The organism is Pseudovibrio denitrificans JCM 12308, from assembly GCF_001310815.1.
GTDB classification, from domain to species: Bacteria; Pseudomonadota; Alphaproteobacteria; order Rhizobiales; family Stappiaceae; genus Pseudovibrio; species Pseudovibrio denitrificans.
Genome location: NZ_BAZK01000002.1, coordinates 1 through 22005, shown reverse-complemented (window position 1 = coordinate 22005; position 22005 = coordinate 1). Strand labels below are relative to the sequence as shown.

Annotated in this window: 18 protein-coding genes and 2 pseudogenes; 2 read left to right on the top strand and 18 right to left on the bottom strand. The window is 55.2% G+C overall.

Annotated features, from left to right (window positions below; all coding sequences use genetic code 11):
- The first annotated feature begins 52 nt into the window (after positions 1 to 52).
- Complete coding sequence (locus JCM12308_RS01785) at positions 53 to 736, top strand: ABC transporter ATP-binding protein (RefSeq protein WP_054782690.1); 684 nt, start codon at positions 53 to 55, stop codon at positions 734 to 736.
- The gene (locus JCM12308_RS01780; protein ID WP_054782689.1) at positions 733 to 1491 is read left to right on the top strand and encodes an ABC transporter permease; all 759 of its coding nucleotides are present in this window, start codon (positions 733 to 735) and stop codon (positions 1489 to 1491) included. The genes JCM12308_RS01785 and JCM12308_RS01780 overlap by 4 nt, the downstream gene beginning before the upstream one ends.
- A gap of 55 nt (positions 1492 to 1546) precedes the next feature.
- Here JCM12308_RS01780 and JCM12308_RS01775 read toward each other — a convergent pair whose 3' ends face one another.
- The 18 genes and pseudogenes from JCM12308_RS01775 to JCM12308_RS01690 form a co-directional block, all read right to left on the bottom strand.
- Positions 1547 to 1765, bottom strand: coding sequence for a hypothetical protein (locus JCM12308_RS01775; RefSeq protein WP_054782688.1), 219 nt, complete (start codon positions 1763 to 1765; stop codon positions 1547 to 1549).
- Positions 1756 to 2364: a DJ-1/PfpI family protein gene (locus JCM12308_RS01770; protein WP_054782687.1), complete on the bottom strand. Its 609-nt coding sequence runs from the start codon at positions 2362 to 2364 to the stop codon at positions 1756 to 1758. The genes JCM12308_RS01775 and JCM12308_RS01770 overlap by 10 nt, the downstream gene beginning before the upstream one ends.
- Entirely contained in the window at positions 2361 to 2858 is a 498-nt protein-coding gene (locus JCM12308_RS01765) for a DJ-1/PfpI family protein (protein WP_054782686.1), read from the bottom strand. Before JCM12308_RS01765 ends, JCM12308_RS01770 begins: the two co-directional genes overlap by 4 nt.
- Positions 2859 to 3098: 240 nt before the next feature.
- A complete protein-coding gene (locus tag JCM12308_RS01760) occupies positions 3099 to 3881 on the bottom strand; it encodes an APH(3') family aminoglycoside O-phosphotransferase (protein WP_054782685.1) in 783 nt (260 codons plus the stop codon).
- A gap of 53 nt (positions 3882 to 3934) precedes the next feature.
- Positions 3935 to 5608 carry a DNA repair protein RecN gene (gene recN / locus JCM12308_RS01755; protein WP_054782684.1) on the bottom strand — a complete coding sequence of 558 codons (1674 nt, stop codon included), beginning with the start codon at positions 5606 to 5608 and terminating at the stop codon, positions 3935 to 3937.
- A gap of 34 nt (positions 5609 to 5642) precedes the next feature.
- The gene (locus JCM12308_RS01750; protein ID WP_054782683.1) at positions 5643 to 6509 is read right to left on the bottom strand and encodes an outer membrane protein assembly factor BamD; all 867 of its coding nucleotides are present in this window, start codon (positions 6507 to 6509) and stop codon (positions 5643 to 5645) included.
- Positions 6510 to 6663: 154 nt separating this feature from the next.
- Complete coding sequence (lpxC, locus tag JCM12308_RS01745) at positions 6664 to 7626, bottom strand: UDP-3-O-acyl-N-acetylglucosamine deacetylase (protein ID WP_008548064.1); 963 nt, start codon at positions 7624 to 7626, stop codon at positions 6664 to 6666.
- Between the two features lie 247 nt (positions 7627 to 7873).
- The gene (gene ftsZ / locus JCM12308_RS01740) at positions 7874 to 9643 is read right to left on the bottom strand and encodes a cell division protein FtsZ (RefSeq protein WP_054782682.1); all 1770 of its coding nucleotides are present in this window, start codon (positions 9641 to 9643) and stop codon (positions 7874 to 7876) included.
- Between the two features lie 110 nt (positions 9644 to 9753).
- Positions 9754 to 11075: pseudogene (ftsA, locus tag JCM12308_RS01735) on the bottom strand (cell division protein FtsA).
- The gene (locus JCM12308_RS01730; RefSeq protein ID WP_208608806.1) at positions 11072 to 11986 is read right to left on the bottom strand and encodes a cell division protein FtsQ/DivIB; all 915 of its coding nucleotides are present in this window, start codon (positions 11984 to 11986) and stop codon (positions 11072 to 11074) included. Before JCM12308_RS01730 ends, ftsA begins: the two are co-directional and overlap by 4 nt.
- A complete protein-coding gene (locus JCM12308_RS01725; protein WP_054782681.1) occupies positions 11974 to 12897 on the bottom strand; it encodes a D-alanine--D-alanine ligase in 924 nt (307 codons plus the stop codon). The genes JCM12308_RS01730 and JCM12308_RS01725 overlap by 13 nt, the downstream gene beginning before the upstream one ends.
- Positions 12898 to 12946: 49 nt before the next feature.
- Complete coding sequence (gene murB, locus JCM12308_RS01720; protein WP_054782680.1) at positions 12947 to 13921, bottom strand: UDP-N-acetylmuramate dehydrogenase; 975 nt, start codon at positions 13919 to 13921, stop codon at positions 12947 to 12949.
- Positions 13918 to 15339, bottom strand: coding sequence for a UDP-N-acetylmuramate--L-alanine ligase (gene murC / locus JCM12308_RS01715; RefSeq protein WP_054782679.1), 1422 nt, complete (start codon positions 15337 to 15339; stop codon positions 13918 to 13920). Before murC ends, murB begins: the two co-directional genes overlap by 4 nt.
- Entirely contained in the window at positions 15336 to 16460 is a 1125-nt protein-coding gene (gene murG / locus JCM12308_RS01710) for an undecaprenyldiphospho-muramoylpentapeptide beta-N-acetylglucosaminyltransferase (protein ID WP_054782678.1), read from the bottom strand. Before murG ends, murC begins: the two co-directional genes overlap by 4 nt.
- Before the next feature lie 27 nt (positions 16461 to 16487).
- The gene (locus tag JCM12308_RS01705; RefSeq protein WP_054782677.1) at positions 16488 to 17645 is read right to left on the bottom strand and encodes an FtsW/RodA/SpoVE family cell cycle protein; all 1158 of its coding nucleotides are present in this window, start codon (positions 17643 to 17645) and stop codon (positions 16488 to 16490) included.
- Positions 17645 to 19045, bottom strand: a complete 1401-nt coding sequence (gene murD, locus JCM12308_RS01700) for a UDP-N-acetylmuramoyl-L-alanine--D-glutamate ligase (RefSeq protein ID WP_054782676.1) — start codon at positions 19043 to 19045, stop codon at positions 17645 to 17647. Before murD ends, JCM12308_RS01705 begins: the two co-directional genes overlap by 1 nt.
- Before the next feature lie 12 nt (positions 19046 to 19057).
- Positions 19058 to 20150: pseudogene (gene mraY, locus JCM12308_RS01695) on the bottom strand (phospho-N-acetylmuramoyl-pentapeptide-transferase).
- Positions 20151 to 20160: 10 nt separating this feature from the next.
- Positions 20161 to 22005, bottom strand: a 1845-nt coding sequence (locus tag JCM12308_RS01690; protein WP_244271812.1) for a UDP-N-acetylmuramoylalanyl-D-glutamyl-2,6-diaminopimelate--D-alanyl-D-alanine ligase, incomplete at its 5' end; no start/stop codon positions are given.

Here is a 22005-nt window from a genome sequence, read left to right as displayed (position 1 = left end):
CTTGATTTTCAAGGGCATCTGAGGAACCTTAGCGCTGCAATCAGGAGTTCCTATGGTCGCCCTTCCAGAAGCAGAGCGTGTGCCGCTTATTGAGGCCTGCAACATCTCAGTCAGCAAGCAAGGTCGCCAGCTGTTTCATCACTACTCTTTCACACTCTATGAAGGGGACAAACTGTGCCTCAGCGCGCCCTCAGGCCGCGGCAAAACCGTTCTGCTGCGTATTCTGGCAGGGCTGGATAAGCCAGACAGCGGTCAGCTGCTCTTCAAAGGTAGAGCCTTCACGTCAGGAGGCCGGGCAGACCTGTACAAACACCTCAACTGGTTGCCACAACGTGTCAGCCTGCTGGAAGACACCATTCGCGGCGCCCTCCTCGCTCCATTTGAGCTGCACGCAAACCAGAGGCACAAGCCAACCGACGCCACAATGCTTGAGGCTCTCTCTAAAGCAGGCCTGCCAAACAGTGCGCTGGATCAGGCCACCACCAGCCTTTCCGGCGGAGAACGCCAACGCCTCACCCTCGCTCGTGCTTTACTGTTGGAACGCCCACTCTGGATCACAGATGAGCCAACCGCTGCGCTCGACAAAGCCCATGCCCTCGCCTGCGCCAAACTGCTTTTGGAACAAGCCGAAACCTTGCTCGTCGTGACCCATGACGCTCACCTGCAAGGCGAGATAGATCGGGTCATCACGCTTCCCGAACCGGATCAAACCAACGCAGAGGAGCGCTCACAATGACCTCAACTGTTGCTTGGAGTGATCTGGCGTTTTTCTATTTTATTGCGGTGATCCCGCTGTCTCTGCTCTGGTCCATGGGCCTCAAAGACCTCTCAAGAGATCTGGCTATTTCCATCGTTCGCATGAGCATCCAGTTGCTGGTCATCGGCTTCTACCTGCAAACCGTCTTTGATCTGGACAATCTCGCCCTCAACATCCTCTGGCTGGTCGCCATGGCGCTGATTGCCGCCATCACCTCGGCAGGGCGAGCCGAGATGCCACGGCTCAAGTCTGCCGTACCGCTCACCTCAGCCATTCTCATCGCCATGCTCCCAGTACTGCTGATGTTCATCGTCGTGCTCAGCCGCCCGGTGCCATGGTACTCCGCGCAGATCACCATTCCCATCGCCGGCATGCTGCTCGGCAACGCACTGGGTTCACTCGTCATCGCCCTGCGCCGCTTCAACTTAAGAACACCCGAAGATCGGGAGCATATCGAGCTACTCACCACCATGGGCGCTACCAAGCTGGAAGCCCGCCGCACACTCGTCAAAGCTTCCCTGCGCGCTGCCGCCTCCCCCGTCATCGCCAGCATGGCAACACTGGGATTGGTCTCCCTGCCCGGCATGATGACAGGTCAGATCCTCGGCGGCTTCAATCCAATCGAAGCCGTCCAGTACCAGATCGCCATCATGCTCGGCATATCCGCCTCCCAAACCCTCTCCATCATCCTAGCCCTCCGCTTCACCATCTACATGGAAGCCGAGTATGAGTGAGGTGGAGGCTTAGTCACGCAGCAATAAAGGAACATTGCTGCGTGAGCTTTGGGCTTTACGCCGCTGCCAACTCGGTTCTGCGGCGATACCCCTTTTTCAGGCCGCTGCCATAAATCATCACGGCCGGATACACGAGAGCTCTGGAAACAAAGGTGCGGACTTTCCCGGCAAGTTCTGGTGAGCCAACACCAAGCACCGGATTAGGTTCGTACTCCAGAACACTCTGCTCAATATAGCGGGCAACATCATCACCATACGTGTCTTTCAAGTACATGATGGCAGCTCATAAGCTCCCATAACCGGTCCGGCTGTATAGAATTTGCCATCGACGACAACCACTTCCTTAGTGCTCGGGATCGCATCCGCCAAACGCAATAGGTTGACCATATGAAAGTTCGTCACAGCGTGCCGGCCCTTCAGCAGCCCCGTTGACCCAAGCATGAGAGCACCTTCGCAAACCGCTATCATCGAGGCGCCCTGCTTTTCCTGCTGCAGCAGAAAGTCTTGCGCACCTACATCCTTACTCAGGTTTGGATGGACTGCCCCGATGACAACCACATCCACCGGTGGGCACTCTTCAAAAGTGGTGTCTGCATAGAGTTCTGGTCCCAGGATACCTTGGCATTTGCCTTTTTCCTTCCAGACGTAAAAGATCTCGGAACCAGGTATTGAGCCCAGAACATCAATCGATCCTGAGACATCTGGTACATACAGGTCCGGAGGAGTTAGAACAGCCACTTTCAAAGGCTTGATACCCTGCAAGGTGTCTTGCAGCGCAGTGTCAGACCCCAAGTTGGAGTAGAGTGGCTTAGGGTCGTACTCAATCGTCAACTCGAAAATGCTGGTAACAGCATCACCTGTCAGTTTTCTCATGACTTTGAAGCAGATTCCACCATTCCGGTTGAAGGCCCGGATGTATAGAACTTGCCATCCACCACAGATTCACCGCGGTCAACCACCTCTGCACCAAACTGCGCCAGCTTCTCAAGGTTGGCGCGATCTGCCGTCACCTGTTTCCCAGCCAGCACTCCTGCCTTTGCCAGTGCAACAACACCATTGGACGCGGCAATCACATGGTGCGCAGACTGCACCTGAGATCGGATAAAATCGATGTAGCGAGCATCTTCCAGCTGCTCATCAGGAACCTCACCTACCACCAGCACATCAAGTGGCGGGCAGCTGTCATACGTGCAGTTGGCTCGGATCGAAAAACCGTAGCCTCCGACAACCAGCTCCTCCTGATCTGCGATGTAGTAACACTTGTGTCGCGGGGGAGCTCCAATGATCCCTTGTGTCAGAATGACATCCGTCTGCCGAAAGCCTGGCGCCAGAAGAAATCCAATTGAAACTTTGCTGAATGGAAACATAATCTGCCCTTTCCATTACCCTTGGAACCAGAATGTGCCAAAGTTCTTAGGGCTCTCAGCCTAATCGTTCCACCTGCTGGAAGGTCAACAATCCCCACAGCCTCACGTGTACGTAACTCCCTGGAATCTCTGAAAATATTTTCATAAGTAATTCCACGAATATTTGCGCAGCAGCGCTTCTACCGCAAAATGCTGGATGCACGCGTGAAGTTGGCAAACGACGAGTAAGAAGGAAGAGATCTAGAAGAACTCATCCAGGGTCGTGAAGAAGGTCGCGCGTTTCTTATCGAACTGCTCGATCCCGTAACACTTCAGAAAGTGCTCTACTGCTGCATCATCATGATTGTAGCGAATACTGCGCACGGCCAATGCCAGATCCTGATAGCGATCTGCCAGCCCCACGCGACTGCAATCCAGATACCCTGAGAAATCGCCTGCAGTCGCCATAAAGTTTGGCAAGCAGGCATCTCCATGACAAAGCACTTTCTCATGACCCTCCGGAATGTTGGCAGTCAAATAAGAAAAGAGCTTTTGAGCAGGCTCACCCTGCCATTCAGGATCAAAGTCATCTTCGTTCACCAACCCCGCTTTCATGCGTGCTTCCGCTTCACGTAAGCCACGCTCAACCGTGTGATCGTAAGGACAACCTTCCCAATCGAGACTATGCAGATGACGAAGCGCGTCCGCGAGGATCTCCACCTGCTGGAGCGGTAGCAACTCTGGATCAGAAACCAGATCCGTTCCACTCAGTGCGGTCAATAGCAGCCATTGTCGACCTTCATACTGCTCAAACCACTGCACTTCAGGGCACAGTACTCCACCCTCAGTCAACCACTCCAACCGCTTCGCTTCATCACCAAGCTCGGCAAACGGACTATCCTGCTCAACTTTAAGAACAAGTTTGAGCTCACCATTCTGGGTAAGCATGAAGATATCGGAGGCTGAACGGCCCATACTGTCTTTATGCCAGTCGTAGGAGCGCAGCCTGCTTTGAATTTCAGTTGGGAAATTTAAATTATGCATCAGATAAATAGCTCAATCAGTCAATGCTGACCAAGCTATCCCAGATCCGATAGCTATACCAGCTCTTCCTGGCCCATCAGGCGTTTTGCGGCGGCGCGGGCTTCTTCGGTGATGGTGGAACCGGCCAGCATGCGGGCGATTTCCTCGTGGCGGTCTTCCTGCGCAATCTCGGTCACGCGGGTTGCCACACGGTCTTTCTCCACCTCATCCTTGCGGATCAGGAAGTGACCGTTTGCGCGCGCAGCCACCTGCGGCGCGTGAGTGACCGTCAGCACCTGCACACTGTTGGCTAGACGCGCCAGACGCACACCAATCGCCTCAGCAACAGCACCGCCAACACCTGTGTCGATCTCATCGAACACCAGCGTCGGAGAAGAACCTTTGTCCGCCAGTGAAACCTTCAGCGCCAGCAGGAAGCGGGAAAGTTCACCACCGGACGCCACCTTGAACATAGGCCCCGGACGAGTGCCCGGGTTGGTCTGCGCCCAGAACTCAACAGTGTCGATACCGGAAGAGCCACGCTGCTCTTCATCGCTCTCAATGTCTATGATAAACCGCGCCCGTTCCAGCTTGAGAGCCGGAAGCTCTGCATGGACCGCATCTTCAAGCGCCTTGGCCGTTTTCTGACGCCTCTTTGAAAGCGCAGCGGCCAGTTTGTCATAGGTCTGCTTGGCAGCTTCTACAGCGCTCTCAAGCGCCTGCAGTTTCTCTTCACCTGCGTCCAGATCAGAAAGGTCACCTTCCATCTGTTCACGCAGTTTGCCCAGCTCATCCGGCTGAACGGAATACTTCCGGGCCGCCGCCCGCAATGCGAACAGACGCTCTTCAGTCTGCTCCAGCTCCTGCGGGTCAAAATCCGTATCACGCAGCGCCTGCTCCAGACCGCTCCGCGCTTCTTCCAGCTGATCCAGAGATCCGCCAATCGCTTCAACCACACTGGTCAGATAGTTCGGCGCCAGATCCACCTTGCGCTCAAGACGGCGCAGCAGACTGGAAAGCTCAGGGATTGGAGAGGCAGGACCATCCAGCGCCTCATACCCTTCGCGCAGATCACCGGCGATCTTCTCCACCTGCATCATGTCCTGACGACGCAAAGCGAGCTCGTTCTCTTCCCCTTCTTTCGGATCCAGCGTGCTCAGCTCATCCGCACTGGAGCGCAAGTAATCCGCCTCACGGCGCGCTTCCTCTATGCGGGCAACATGGTCCTTCAGGGTCTTCTCAGCTTTGCGAACTGCCTTCGCACTCTCCGCAACCTTGGCAGCGTCCGCTTCCAGTCCACCAAAGCTGTCCAGCAGCTGGCGATGGCTTTCAGGATCAATCAACGCACGGTCATCATGCTGACCATGAACCTCAACCAGCAGCGCTCCGATCTGCCGCAACAGGCCAGCGCTCACAGGCGAGTCATTCACAAACGCACGGGTACGACCATCCGACGCCTGCACGCGGCGTAAGATGATGTCGGCGTCATGTTCCAGATCATTTTCCTGAAGAAGAGTGCGCAAAGGATGCGCCATTGGAACGTCAAAAACCGCAGTCACCTGACCGCGGTCTTCACCATGCCGAACCAGTCCGGCATCTCCTCGCCCACCAAGGGCGAGGCTCAAACTGTCAAGAAGAATAGACTTACCTGCGCCGGTCTCACCCGTCAGAACACTCATTCCATCGCTGAAATGCAGGTCCAGCTTGTCAATGAGAACGATATCCCGAATAGAAAGCGATGCCAGCATGGTAGTCTACGTCACCCCGATTCCTTTAAAAGGCTTAGAGGATCTTCATATTCCCAAATGCGCGGCTAAGCCAGCTACCTTTGTTCTCACGAGGCTCAAGACCACCCTTTTTCAAAAGAGAATAGGCATCTTGGTACCACTGGCTCTGCGGGAAGTTGTGTCCAAGCACCGCTGCAGCTGTCTGAGCTTCGTTGGTCACGCCCAGAGCGTAGTAGCTTTCAGTCAGGCGATACAGCGCTTCTTCAACGTGACGAGTGGTCTGGTAGTTGGTCACAACAACCTTAAAGCGGTTGATGGACGCCAGGTAGTTACGGCGCGCCAGATAGTAACGGCCAACTTCCATTTCCTTACCAGCCAGCTGGTCTTCCGTTGCGCGGATACGCTGACGAGCCTGCTTGGTGTATTCAGAGTCTGGATAACGCTGCACAACTTCACGCATGGCATCCAGCGCCTTGGCTGTCACAGCCTGGTCGCGGCCCACGTCAGGGATCTGACGGAAGTAGGATTCACCAATAATGAAGAGCGCATATGCTGAATCCTTGTTACCAGGATAAAGCGTAGTAAAGCGTTCCGCAGCAGCAACCGCTTCAGGATACTTACCCATCTTGAAGTTCAGGTAAGCAATGTTGATGAGCGATTTACGTGCGAATTCGGAGTAAGGATAGACGCGATCAAGTTCATAGAACTTCTTCGCAGCACCACTGATATCGCCAGAAGCACGCAGAGCAAGAGCTTCGTTGAACATCACTTCCGCAGGCGTATCATCCAGCGCAAGGTCGTCAACATCATCCTTGGTGGCACAGCCCGCAACAACGAGCGCCAACGCCAAAGAGGCATATCTAATCACTCTTTTGAGGCGATCGGCCCCCAAAGCATTCCCGGCAGCATCTGAACGCAGCAATGTCTCCGACTCCTATCGTGTTGGGATTCGGGTAAAATCCCTCCCAAGTTCACGCTTCTATCTCAATGTTTGGATAACGTCACGTAGTACCACAGCATTTGCCTCGAATTTATGTCGGAATAGAGGCAAAAACCGTTGAATAACTATTTTTGCCTTAGGAGACCTCAGGACCAAATGCAGCAGCCTGCAGCCCACCAATGAGCTCTGCATGGCCTTTTTCGCGTGCATAACGCTCTTCCAGAGCGACGTCCGCCTCAACAATTTCAAAGGCATCAGGGTTCTTGAACAGCTCCACGAGGATGCAGTGATTCATGCGGTGACCGCCTTTATAAGAACGGTACTCACCCAGAATAGGCAGACCAGCCAGAGCCAGATCACCAATTGCATCAAGGCTTTTGTGACGTACAAATTCGTCAGTCCAGCGAGTGCCTTCAGGGTTCAGAACGCGATCACCGTCCAGAGCGACGGAGTTCTCAAGAGAAGACCCCATAGCGAAGCCAAGCTTCCAGAGTTTCTCAACGTCCTGCACGCTACCAAAGGTACGGGCGCGGGAGATCTCATCACGGAAGAACTCAGGTGTCAGATCAAACTTAAGCTGCTGACGACCGATCTTTGCGTGATCGAAATCGATGGTGATGTCAAAGCGTGTGCCGTCAAACGGGTTGAGTTCACACCACTGATCACCGGAAACGTAACGGACTTTTTCTTTAACGCGGATGTAACGACGCTTTGCGCTCAGCGTTTTCAGGCCAACGCGGTCAATAGCTTCAACGAATGCTTCGGAGCTACCATCCATGATTGGCATCTCAGGTCCGTCAATGTAAGCGGTCACATTATCAATGCCCATACCGCGCAGAGCAGCCATCAGGTGCTCAACGGTAGAGATGCCGCTGTCATGAGGATCACCGAGTACGGTGCACAAAGAGGTTGCAGTTACTTCTTTCCAGCTTGCTTCCGTCTCAACATACCCATCTTTGGTGCTGCGATGAAAAACAATACCGGAGTTTGCGTCTGCAGGGTGAAGGGTAATGGAAGCTGGACCGCCAGAGTGAACCCCAATTCCGTTCAAGGTTACACTGTCTGCAAGCGTTGTCTGTTTTTCGACACGCATTCCCATAATGTTCCAGCCTTTATCATTCCGCTCTAGGTACATACGAGACCTCATGAGCCACTACTTTCGAATACCCCCACCGGGTTGGCTGGAACATAGCCCCTGGGGCTTACCAAATAAAATAAAGCTTTATTACGGTTTGTAACGTCCTGAAAATTTTAGGTACATTTACCGACAATTTCGCTTAAAAACGCAAAGCAGCAATCCGGAAATCTCCGAATTGCTGCTCGAGAGGCGCGAGTTCTGTTGATAATCAGGTGGCTTGGCGGCGCAAGAACGCCGGGATTTCCAACTGATCGTCTTCCATCATCTGAGAGCGTGCTGCCGCAGGGCGTCCGCCAGCGTCCAGATTCCCGGTTGCACCGTGATTCTGAGGCTCGGCTGGACGAGGCGCTGCTGGCTGGCGTGGAGCCTCAGCGAACGCGTCTGTCTGCACTGGCTCATGGTGTTCCATGTGCTCATCTTCACGGCGGCCAAGACCACCAGTCAGACGGCGCAGGAGACCCATTGGGCGGCGCTCTTCTTCCATGTGATGCTCTTCGTGCTCTTCAACCGATGGAGCCATAGTGGCTGGTGCTGGCTGAGGAGCAGCAGAAACCGGCTGTGGAGCTGGTGCTGCTGGAGCTTCCTGCTGAGGAGTACGTGCGCGAATTTCGCGCTGCGCAATCGGCGGGAAGTCTTCCACACGTGGCATACGTGACTGCGGCTCAGCTTTCTGAGCAACAGGTGGAATAAATGGTTCAGGGATGGTTGTTGGTTCTTCAACCACCTGAGTTGGCTCTTCAAGAGCATCATATTCCTGCACTGGCTCGTAGCGACGGGCCTGATAAGGAGCAATCTCAACTTCAGGGTCTGTTACAGCTGCAACAGGCTCAACTTCCATATGTGCGTCAACTGCGGCTGAGCCCATCGCGCGCATCGCACGAACTGGAGTCGGTGCAGGAGCTACTTCTACCGGCGCAGCTACCGCTGGACTGGGCGTAGACGTAGTAGCGCTCTGGAGTCGCTCTGTGAGTTCAGCCATACGAACCTCTGCAGGAGAGATATCTTCGCGCATTTCCTTGTCGATGCCAGTAGCAACAACAGAAACGCGGATAATACCGTCCAGAGACTCGTCGAAGGTTGCACCAAGAATGATGTTCGCTTCTGGGTCCACTTCCTCGCGGATGCGGGTCGCAGCTTCGTCAACTTCAAACAGGGTCAGGTCGTTACCACCAGTAATGGAGATAAGCAGACCACGAGCACCCTTCATGGAAGTCTCATCCAGCAGCGGGTTCGCAATCGCAGCTTCAGCCGCCTGAATTGCGCGCTTCTCGCCCGAAGCTTCACCGGTACCCATCATCGCTTTACCCATGCCGCGCATAATGGAGCGCACATCAGCAAAGTCGAGGTTGATGAGACCTTCTTTAACCATCAGGTCAGTGACGTTCGCAACACCGGAGTACAGCACCTGGTCAGCCATGGAGAAGGCATCAGCAAAGGTGGTCTGTGCATTGGCAATGCGGAACAGGTTCTGGTTTGGAATAACGATAAGAGTGTCAACATTGCGCTGGAGCTCTTCAATGCCGGCTTCAGCAACGCGCATACGACGGGACCCTTCAAACTGGAAAGGTTTGGTAACCACACCTACCGTCAGTATACCCTGCTCACGCGCAGCACGAGCAACAACTGGCGCAGCACCGGTACCGGTGCCGCCGCCCATACCCGCGGTGATGAACACCATGTGCGAGCCGGACAGATGATCGTTGATCTCGTCAATAACTTCTTCAGCAGCAGCTGCACCAACTTCAGGCTGGGAACCAGCGCCCAGACCTTCGGTAACAGCAACACCCATCTGAATCACGCGCTCTGCCTGGCAAAGAGCAAGCGCCTGCGCATCTGTGTTAGCAACAACGAAGTCGCAGCCTTGCAGACCGCTGGTGACCATGTTGTTTACGGCGTTTCCGCCACCGCCGCCAACACCGAATACGGTGATCCTGGGCTTCAATTCCTGAATATCAGGCATTTTCAGGTTGATTGTCATATTAACCTCGCGACCCTAATAACATGCCCGAACCGGGCATGTCGTTCTTCCTCTCGTGCGTCCGCCGCATCTGGCGAAACTCGTGATAGTGGGGGTTATGCGCTTCCCCACTAGAAACTTTCTCTAATCCACTGCCCAACCCGAGCCAGATAGCTCCCGCGGCCCGTAAGACCCCGGCGTTGGTGACGTGGTTCGAATTGCTCGATCTGTGCCACCTGCGGATAAATCAGCAGGCCCACAGCTGCCGAGAATGCCGGACCCTTGGCTTCCTCTGGCAAACCGGAGATACCCAGCGGACGACCCAGACGCACACTGCGTCCAAGAATGCGTCGTGCGGTTTCAGAAAGACCAGTCAGCTGACTGCCCCCACCTGTCAGCACAACACGCTTGCCCACTCGGCCTGCGAAACCGGAAGCGACAATCCGGTCACGCACCATCTCCAATATTTCTTCAACGCGCGGGCGAATAACCCGCGTCAGCATCGCTCGTGGAATCTGCGTTGGCAGATCACCATCGTATCCACGGGCGGCACCTGAATAAAATCACGGTCGTCCACCACACTTGGCAGGGCCGAACCATGCAAAACCTTCAAACGCTCTGCAGCTTCCATCCGTGTGGAGAGCGCGCGCGCCACGTCCATGGTGACGTGATTACCGCCAACAGCCAGCGCATCCAGATGCACCATCTGACCGTCAACAAAAATAGAAAGCGTGGTGGTCCCACCACCCATATCGATGCAGGCGACACCCAGCTCGGTCTCATCTTCCACCAACGTGGAAAGACCCGCCGCATATGGCGTTGCCACCAGCGACTCCACCTGCAGGTGACCGCGCTCAATACAAAGCTCCAGATTACGCACGGGCGGCACTTCAGCAGAAACCACCTGCATATCCACGCCCAGCTTGCGGCCCATCATGCCACGCGGATCGCGAATACCGCGGTTGCCATCCAGCCCGTAGGAGATCGGCAGCGCATGCATCACCGCCCGCCCTTCGGTCGCTGTATGGGTAGAGCCGGCAGCCAACACACGCTGAATATCGGCTTCCGTAACACCTTCAGTTCCAAGCGGCACAGTGGCGGAGAAGATCTCACTCTGCAGACGACCACAGCTCACTGTCACCAGCAGGGTTTCAACCATCACACCGGCCATACGCTCAGCCTGATCCACCGCACGGCGGATCGCCTGCTCGGCCTGATCCATGTCCACCACAACGCCGGACTTCATGCCCGCAGACGCCTGATAGCCGTAACCCAGCACTTCAACACCGTGGGTACGGCCCGGCATCAGGTCTTCCTCATCACCAGGCACCAGTTTCGCGATAATGCAGCACACTTTCGTGGAGCCGACGTCCAGCACAGAAACCACAACAGATCTGCGGCTTGGCAAAGGCCGCATGCGCGGCAAGAAGATCACGTTCTTATTCGAACTCATGTGTCCCTCCCAGTGCTGGAGGGAGTGCCTCGTTGCTCAATGGTGGTCTGACGGCGAATGGCAGCATCATCGGAAAGACGCACCACCACACGATCCTGCAAACGCAGATCAACCGCGACGATATCGCGGGAGAGCAAACCACCCTGATCATCGAGCTTCTTCAGCTCAGCCAATGCATCACCCACATCAAATTCAGGCAGACGCACCGTAATTCCGTTTTCCATGGCCAGATCCCAGCGGCGTTCGGAGCGCAGCTTCGCAGCGCGCACACGAGCACGAATGCCCGGGAACTTATCCAGCTCGCTCATGATCTCACCTGCACGCAGCTGCGCACCGTGATTGACCACGCGAAGCAAGTTCGCATAACGGCCATCGACCTCATCGGTGATGACCTCGCCCTTCTTGGTGATGACGGAGGTAATGTTGCCCCGCTGCCAGAGCGCATAAGGCTCCTGCTCTTTGATCATCACACGCAGCGTGCCCGGATAGAACTTCTGAATCGACGCATTGCGGATCCAGGCAATGCCTTCCAGACGCTCTTTCGCTTCGCTGGCGTTAAACAGCATCAGAGAAGGACGTTCATGAAGTTCCAGCGCTTCCAGCACCTGAAATTCGGTGACGCGCTGCAAACCTTCCATTTTGATCTCGTTAACGGCAAAACCGGCGGCGGATGTAACTGATTCGCTCACTTCACGGGCGTGTCCGCCAAGGGTAATTCCGTATCCGGCAGACAAAGCAAGGAAGCCAATGGCGCTCGCAGTTGGAGCCCACGACGGGATAAGAGCAAAAAATCCAGTGACCCCCCAAGCGGGTCTCTGGTGCAAACGCGACACGCCACGACTTCTGAAGCGATAGCTCCAGACGCCTGTGCGTTCCCGCAATGCATCAAATTTTGCCTTTATCTTCCGCAACTTGCGTCCTCCACGATCCAACTCACCAACTCTTGGAAATCATGTCCGGCGTGCGCCGCGATTTCCGGTAGCAGTGATGTTGGCGTCATGCCGGGTTGAGTGTTCACCTCAAGACAGATCAGTTCTCCTAGGCCACCGGGTCCTTCGTTAAAACGGAAGTCGGCGCGTGTAACGCCGCGACACCCCAGAGCCTGATGTGCCTTGAGACTTGATTTTTGTATTTCTTGGTAAACAGATGGTAAAATTTCCGCAGGAAGTATGTGTTGTGAACCGCCTGGGACGTATTTTGCATCATAATCGTAGTAAGCGTGCCCCAGCGGTACAATTTCTAGTACCCCTAACGCCACATCACCCATTACCGCACACGTCAACTCGCGGCCTGGGATGTAGCGCTCGACCATAAGCAACTCACCATACTCCCAATCATCGCGGGTCAATTCCTGCGGTGGGTACTCCTGCCCTTCCTTCACGATCAACACGCCGAAGGAAGACCCTTCATTGATTGGCTTGATCACATAAGGCGGTTCCATCACATGACGGCGCGCAGCGTCAGCGCGGCTCACCACGAGAGAATTCGCAACTGGCACGCCAGCCGCCTTCATCACGGCCTTCGCCTTTTCCTTGTGCATGGCAAGCGCAGAGGACATCACACCAGAGTGGGTGTAAGGAATATCGAGCACCTCAAGGATACCCTGAATGGCCCCATCTTCCCCAAACGGACCATGCAACGCATTGAAAGCCACATCCGGCTTCAGGTCCTGAAGAACAGCAGAGATGTTGCGGTCAACATCCACACGGGTCACCTGATAACCAGCAGCTTCCAACGCATCCGCACAGTCTTTGCCTGAAGACAGAGAAACAGGGCGCTCAGCAACCCATCCACCCATCAAAACTGCAACATGCTTGGTCATCACAAAACCCAATCCTGATTAAAACGCCTAAAACAACACGTGAACGGAGTTAGTCCGCCTTACCCAAAAACGGCTCAATCGCCGCTCCGTCCACAAACGCCCCTAGGCGCTTGATTTCCCATTCCAGACGCGTCCCGGTCTTTGCCAGAGCTTCAGACCGCACGGTCTCGCCAAGCATTTCCAAATCGTGAGCGGTAGCGTCTGCAACGTTCAACATAAAGTTGCAGTGTAATTCCGACATTTTTGCGCCGCCGATCTGCAATCCACGACATCCAGCTGCATCAACCACCTTCCAGGCACTGTTGCCCTCAGGGTTTTTGAAAGTGGAACCGCCGGTTTTCTCGCGGATCGGCTGTGCTTTCTCACGATGCGCAACAACCTCAGCCATTTCTGCGCGGATCTCGTCTTCGCTCTGCGCAAAACCTTCAAACACCGCACTGGTAAAAATCAGGTCCTTGGAGGCTGAAGAATGGCGGTAGGCATAGCCCATTTCCTCATTGGAAAGAGTGAGGATTTCGCCTGATCTTGTCACCGCGTTAACGTTAACAACCCGGTCCTTTGTCTCGGTACCGTGAGCCCCTGCATTCATGCGCAGCGCACCGCCAACAGCACCCGGAATACCGGTGTAGAATGCAAAGCCACCTGTGCCGGTTTTCGCAGCTTCTTCCGCCAGCTTCTTGTCAGGAACAGACGCCCCTACCCGCAGCTTATGGCCACCCAGATACTCAACCTGACCAAACCCACGGATCGGCAGACGAATAACAACGCCCTCAATGCCACCATCACGCACCAGCAGGTTGGACCCCAGCCCAACCACAGTCACAGGCACATCTTCAGGCAGCGCTTTCATGAACACGGCCAGATCAGCTTCATCCGCAGGCTGGAACATCAACTGCGCAGGCCCACCAACGCGGAACCACGTCACAGCAGAGAGCAGCTGGTTCGGGATCAGACGACCGCGAATGTCTTCGACAGCATCACCCAACAGTGGCAGCAGATCAGGATAGCTTAGGCTCGCGCTCATACAGTCTCTCCTTTTGGGGAGAGTGCTTCCAGTTCAACCGGCAGCTTGTAAGCCCACTGGGTGATATTACCTGCACCAAGGCAGATCACCAGATCACCCGGCTCAGCCAGCTCCGCTATCTTGCCAGCCAGCTCATCCGGGCCAGCAATGCTGTGAACCGAACGGTGACCGCCAGCACGCAGACCAGAAATAAGATCCGGCTGATCCGCGCCTTCAATCGGTTGCTCGCCCGCTGCAAACACAGGCGTAATCACCACTTTGTCCGCATCGTTGAAGCAAGCGCAGAAATCTTCAAACAGGCTCTGCAAACGGGTGAAACGGTGCGGCTGCATCACAGCAATCACTTTACCCTCAGCAGCTTCACGCGCTGCATGCAGAACAGACTTAATCTCAACAGGGTGGTGCGCGTAGTCATCAAAGAACTCAACGCCATTCCACGAGCCAGTATGCGTAAAGCGACGCTTCACACCACCAAAGCTCGCCAGACCCTTGCGGATATTCTCACCAGAGATGCCCAGAGAATGCGCCAGCGCAATTGCAGCTGTCGCATTGGAAACGTTGTGCAGACCCGGCATTGGCAACACCAGATCCTTCAGCTCAATCACCTTGTCTCCACGGCGATCATGAATGCTCACGGTGAAGATGGACTTGCCGCCCTTGGTGGAAACATCCGTAAAGCGAACATCAGCCTGCGGGTTGGTGCCGTAGGTGATGATGCGACGGTCTTCAATCTGTCCCACAAGGCTCTGCACCTCAGGGTGATCCAGACACATAACCGCGAAACCGTAGAACGGCACGTTCTCAACAAACTGGGCAAACGCTGCACGAACCCCATCAAAATCACCGTAGTGATCAAGGTGCTCAGGGTCGATGTTGGTCACAACAGCAATATCGGCAGGAAGCTTGACGAATGTCCCGTCGGACTCGTCCGCCTCAACCACCATCCAGTCCCCTTCACCCATGCGGGCGTTGGTGCCGTATGCGTTGATGATACCGCCATTGATAACAGTCGGGTCCATATGGCCAGCATCCAGCAGCGCCGCAACCATGGAGGTTGTCGTCGTCTTGCCGTGCGTACCGCCAATGGCAATCGCCTGCTTAAAGCGCATCAGCTCTGCTAGCATTTCAGCGCGGCGCACAACAGGCATGTTGTTTTCACGCGCAGCCTTCAGCTCAACATTGCTGCCTTTAATCGCAGAAGAGATCACGCAAACATCAGCACCTTCAAGGTTCTCAGCAGCATGACCCACCATCACCTTGATGCCCTTTTCACGCAAACGCAGAACGTTCGCATTCTCGGACATGTCAGAGCCCTGCACACGATAACCAAGATTATGCAGAACCTCTGCAATACCGCTCATTCCGATGCCGCCGATACCGACGAAGTGTACTCCCCCAATGTCTACTGGCATTTTCATGAGGTAATCTCTTTCTGTTCAGTTGCTGGTGCAGCACCAACAAGTGTTTCGGTCAGATCCGCAAGGCGCTGTACAGCTTCCGGCGCGCCCTGCGCCTGTGCTGCCTGTGCTGCCTGTGCAAGACGGCCCGGATTATCCATGAGTTCTTTCAGCTCACGGGCCAGTCGTTTCGGATCAAGTTCTTTTTGTGGGATCGGCCATGCGCCACCTGCCTCAGCAAGCACATTCGCATTCAGGCCCTGATCATTATCAAGGGCACCTGGAAGAGGTACCAAAATAGAAGGGCGCCCAATCGCTGCCAGCTCACAAACTGTACCAGCACCGGAACGACTGATAACCAGATGCGCTGCCGCAATGCGCTCAGGCAAATCTGTAAAGAAGGAGGCCACCTGCGCTGCAACACCCATCTCGCGATAGGAAGCTTCAAGGCCTTCCAGATCTTCAGGTCGGGCCTGCTGCACAATCACCAGCCGCTCGCGATCTTCTGGCGCCATCTGTTTCAGCGCTTCCGGCAGAACCTGAGAAAACACGCGCGCGCCCTGAGAGCCACCAAACACCAGCAGATGGAACGCTCCACCTTCTTCCGGCGCATTGTAGGTCTGACCACACACAGCAATCACATTGTCACGCAGAGGATTGCCCGTCATGGTTGCCTTGGCAGCCAGATCAGCAGGCAGTGTTTTAAGCGGAAAACTGGTCGCAACAGCACTTGCCCCTTTGGCAAGCATACGGTTCGCCCGGCCCATCACCGCATTGGCTTCATGCAGAATGGATGGAATACCTAATAGGCGCCCCGCAAACATAGGCGGAAATGTCGGATACCCGCCAAAGCCAACAATCGCAGCAGGCTTGGCCGCGCGGATTGCTTTCATCGCCTGCAAAGTACCCAGACCAAGCTTGATCGCAGTCTTTGCAAGAGAGATCGGGTTCTTGCCGCGAATGGTATCACTCTTGACTAGATGCACCTTGTCCGCCGGAAACGCACTACCATACTTGTCAGCACGGCTATCTGTGATCAGCTCAACACCATACCCACGGCGCGTCAGCTCACTGGCCAGCGCTTGCGCAGGAAACAGGTGACCACCCGTTCCTCCAGCAGTGAGCATAATCTTCGGCTTCATTTCACTCTCCGACACAAACAAAACTCTCTAAGCGTGCTGCAAAGGTGCAGCGCGGGTAACAGTGATAATCGGGTTCTTACGCGGCTGCGGTCGCTTCCGCGTCAACGCCAGCACAAACCCCATCGTCAGGGAAATCGCCATAAGGGAAGACACACCGGACGAAATCAGTGGAAGTGTCATGCCCTTGGATGGCATAAGGTTCAGGTTCACAGCCATGTTGATGCAGCTTTGCAGGCCAAACATCACGATCAGACCGGAAGAGGCCAGACGGCCAAACGGATCCTGATCCTGCATCGCCATGTAAAGGCCGCGCAGCACAACAAACGCAAACACAGTCACAAGCACCACACACACGATGATGCCGTATTCTTCTGCCGCAACAGCAAAGATAAAGTCCGTATGACTATCAGGCAGAATACGCTTCACGGTGCCTTCACCCACACCTCGACCAAGCCAACCGCCCGCAATGAAGGAGTCGATTGCTTTATCAATCTGGTAGGTGTCACCGGAAGCAGGATCAAGGAAGCGCATGATACGCCCGCGCACGTGCGGCAGATAAGTAAAGCCAGCCGCCACGCCAAGAATGCCCATGACGCCAAGCGGCACAATCGCCAGCCACGACAACCCATTCAGGAAGAACAACGCAAACAGCACGATCGTCAACAGCATGGTCTGACCAAAGTCAGGCTGCGCGATCAGCATAGCCGCCACAATCCCGAACAGGATAATGGAGATCAGCTGCCCCGGCACATCCTGCGCCTTGCGTCCTTCAGAAAGCAGAAACGCCACGATCACAACAAGCGCTGGCTTGATAAACTCAGAGGGCTGAATGGAAACACCAAACAGGCTCACCCAGCGCCGCGCACCTTTAATGTCCGTCCCGAAGAACAGCGTCCCCAGCAACAATACAAGCATGCCACAGAACACCAGCAAAGCCACCCGTCGCACATAGCGCGGAGACAACGCCGAAACGCCCAGCATCAACGCAGCACTTGGAACAAGGAAGATGGCCTGCTTCTTCACAAAGTAGAAGCTCTCAAGCCCGATACGTTCAGCAACAGGAGGGCTGGCCGCAAGTGATAACACCAGACCGGACACCATCAGCGTGAAGACGCCGACCAGCATGTAGCGGTCAATCGTCCAAAGCCATTCTGCAAACGCACTGCGATCCGTACGTGAAACCATCAGCGTGCCCCCTCACCATTCAGCATTTGGGCAGCAGCAACAGCTGCGCTCTCAAATGCATCCCCGCGAACTTCGAAGCTCTTGAACTGGTCAAAGGACGCACAAGCCGGAGACAGCAGAACCACTGCCTCTTTGCTCTTGTCACGCGCCGCATCACGCGCTGCCGCTTCAACAGCCATATCCAGACTGCCGAACTTGTGTGCCTCAACTGAGCCGCTTAGTTCCTGCTCAAACTCTTCCGCCGCTTCGCCGATCAGGTACGCTTTAACAATCTTCGGGAAGTAAGCCTTCAGCGATGAAATACCGCCCGCTTTAGGACGGCCACCCGCAATCCAGTAAATCCGGTCAAACGCAGCCAGCGCATGTGCCGCCGCTTCTGCGTTGGTTGCCTTGCTGTCGTTCACAAACAGCACCTTGCCTGCTTCAGCCACCAGCTTCAGCCGGTGCGCAAGACCCGGGAACTTTGCCAGAGCACCGGCAATCTCGTCCAACTCCAGCCCAAGCGCTGCACACACAGCAACCGCTGCCGATGCATTCTGCCCGTTGTGAGAGCCACGCAAAGTGTTGGAAGAAGACAGGTCAGCAACAACCACCTGCTCTTCATCAAAAACTTCAATGACCTTGCCATCTGCGGCGTAAACACCAAACTCAACCGGCTCGTGGCAGGAGATTAGCTCAATCGGCTCACCACTCTCCGCCCGGCGCTGCGCAATGGCTGCGCTAAACTCATCATCCACGCCCACAACAGCCAGACGCGCCGCCTTCACAAGACGTTCCTTGATGGAAGCGTAGTTCTCCATGCTGCCATGCCGGTCCAGATGGTCCGGCGACAGGTTCATCATCACCCCGATGTCGGGAGCAAGGCTTGGAGCAAGATCGATCTGGTAGGAGGAGACCTCAACCACATAGACGCGATCTTCAGAGAAACCTTCAAGGTCCAGCACAGGGCGACCAATATTGCCGCCCATCTGAACATCCATGCCGCATTCTTTAAGGACATGCGAAATCAGCGCAGTGGTCGTGGATTTGCCGTTGGTGCCGGTGATCGCAACAAACGGCGCTTCAGGGCAAACCGCCTCGCGCTCATTTACGAACAGCTCCACATCCCCAATCACCGGAATGCCAGCTTCCTGAGCTCGCACTACACTCCAGTGCGGTGTCGGATGGGTCAGCGGCACACCCGGCGCAACAACCAGCGCTGCATAACGGGTCATGTCCACATCACGCAGATCAATCGCAGCAAGCCCCTGCTCTTCAGCAGCGGCCACACTTGCTTCGTTATCGTCCCAGACATCAACACGAGCCCCGCCAGCCTCAAGCGCGCGCGCAGTCACAAGCCCGGAACCACCGAGCCCGAACAACGCAACTTCTTTGCCTGCCAAATGACGGATAGGGATCATGTGCTCAGCCTCCTAGCGCAGCTTCAGTGTTGCGAGGCCGATCAATGCCAGAACAACAGCAATGATCCAGAAACGAATAACCACCTGGCTCTCGGTCCAACCCAGATGCTCAAAGTGGTGGTGAATTGGCGCCATGCGGAACACACGCTTGCCAGTCAGCTTGAACGAAGCCACCTGCACAATCACGGAGACAGCTTCCAGAACAAACAGACCACCGATGATCGCCAGAACGATCTCATGCTTGGTCGCAACCGCAATCGCACCCAGCATACCGCCCAGAGCAAGAGAACCGGTGTCACCCATAAAGATCGCAGCAGGTGGAGCGTTGAACCACAGGAACCCAAGTCCTGCGCCAATCACGGCACCACACACAACGGCAAGCTCACCAGTGCCAGCCACATGATGGATCTGCAGATAGTTGGAGAACACAGCATTACCGGTGAGATAAGCCACCAGACCAAAAGCGGCAGCAGCAATCATCACAGGCACAATCGCAAGACCATCCAGACCATCAGTCAGGTTCACCGCATTGCCCGCGCCAACAACAACAAAGGCAGCGAATGGATGAAGAACAGACCGAGGTTCAGCGTCAGCTCTTTAAAGAACGGAAAGCCGATGCTGGTGGAAAATGGCTCAGAATCCAGAAGCGTCACCGCAAAAGCAGCAAGACCTGCAATCAGGAACTCCAGACCCAAACGTGCTTTACCACCAAAGCCTTTGTGCGAAGACTTGGTGACTTTCAGATAGTCATCATAAAAACCGATAAGGCCGAACCCAACAGTCACACCCAGAACAATCCAGGTGTAAGGATTGCGAAGGTCAGCCCACAGCAACGTCGCCACAATCATCCCGGAAAGGATCATCAGCCGCCCATGGTTGGCGTGCCTTTTTTGGTCAGCAGATGGCTCTGAGGTCCGTCTTCGCGAATTGGCTGTCCGTGCCCCTGACGCGAACGCAATGCATCAATGATGCGTGGGCCAAACAGGAACACAAACAGCAAAGCAGTCATAATCGCGCCGCCGGTACGGAACGTAATGTATTTAAAAACATTCAGCGCAGACAGGGAAGGATAAACCTCTGAAAGCTCCGCCAGCAAATATAGCATTTAGTCAACCTCAGGACTTACCGGTTGCAGCCGGTTCAGGAAAACGTTTCTTCAAAGCATCCACGAGTGGACCCATACGGGTTCCAAGGGAGCCCTTTACCATCACGATGTCGTTGGGACGCACTTCCGACAGCAGGTCTTTTTCCAGTTTGTCGGAGGTCTCTGAATAGGCGCCTCTGGTCTGTGCAGGCAACCGTTCCCAGAGCACCTTCATGTGAGTACCCACACAATAAACGATGTCGATCTTTGCGCGCTCCAGTTCACGCGCAAGGTCTGCGTGCAGCTTGTCAGAATCTGCACCTAATTCGAGCATATCCCCCAATACGGCGATACGACGGCCATTCTTCTCAACGGGCAATCCAGCCACCAGATTGATGGCTGCGCGCATACTGGCCGGGTTGGCGTTATAGCTCTCATCCACCAGCAGCGCGGTCCCACCATTCACATCCAGTACAGTCTGCGCACCACGGCCTTTCGGCGCGGACATTTCAGCCAGAGCCAGACCCGCAAAGGCAAGGTTCGCACCCAGTTCCATCACACCAGTCAGCACGCCCAGTGAGTTGATCACATGGTGTGCGCCCGGAGCGCCGATTTTGTAGGAGATTTCCTGCCCAAGGATATTGGCATTGAGACAGGAGCAATCAGGATTAGCCGCAACCTTCTTGGCGATGGACTGCGCCCCCGGCTGCATACCAAAGCTGACGATGTTCTTCACACCAGCCACAGCTGCCAGATAACGGAGCAGATCATATTGGCGATTGTCCCGGTTCAAGATCGCCACACCACCCGGTTCAATACCGGTAAAGATCTCAGCCTTCGCACGGGCGATATCTTCAACGGAGTTAAACGCTTCCAGATGCACAGGCTCAACGGTGGTCACAATCGCAACATGCGGGCGAACCATCTTCACCAGCGGCGTAATCTCACCGCGGTGGTTCATACCAATCTCGAAGATACCAAACTCGGTATCTGCGTGCATGCGCGCCAGCGTCAGCGGCACGCCCCAATGATTATTAAAGCTCGCCACAGGCGCATGAGTAATGCCGGATTTGGACAGGCAAAGGCGCAGAGCCTCCTTGGTGCCTGTTTTACCGACGGAGCCAGTCACCGCGATGATCCGTGCCTTTGAACGGGCGCGAGCAGCCACACCAAGGCGCTCCAACGCTTTCAGCACATCATCAACGGCCACATAGCGCCCACCTTCTGGCAGCTCACCAAGCTTTTCACGCGACACAACTGCAACAGAAGCACCAGCTTCAACAGCCGTTCCCGCAAACGCGTGACCGTCAAAGTTTTCACCCTTGATAGCGAAGAAGGCCTCTCCGGGTTGGATCGTTCGGCTATCAATGGAAATTCCGGTTATGTCATCCGCCAGATCACCGTGAACATCCCCATCTACCGCCTCCAGAAAATCGCTGAGCAGCCACAGCGGCCCACGATCTATTTCAGGCAGTTCAATCATTTGCCGCTCATATTCCGACTTAATTTCCGGGTCCAATAGGTTGATGTGGGGGACGATAGTCCACTCAGGCTTGTCTATCGCTGACTTGAGGCGTGGTTTTTCGCTGTTTTTAGCCTCAGAATCCGCGATTTCCGGCGAAGCAGCAGGTTCCTCAGAAGCACCTAGTCCACCAAGGGCGTCTGCACCGTCCTGCTCATCCGGTTGAGTGGACTGCGATACATCCTCGGCAACCTCCGGAGCAACCTCTTCGATACCTTCATCCGCAAGAAATGCATCCGCATCCGCTGTGCTCTCATCATCTTGATCAGATGCAGCTGGAACCTCGGGCTCAACATTCTCTTCGGCTTCGGCTTCGGCTTCGGCTTCGGCTTCGGCTTCGGCTTCGGCTTCGGC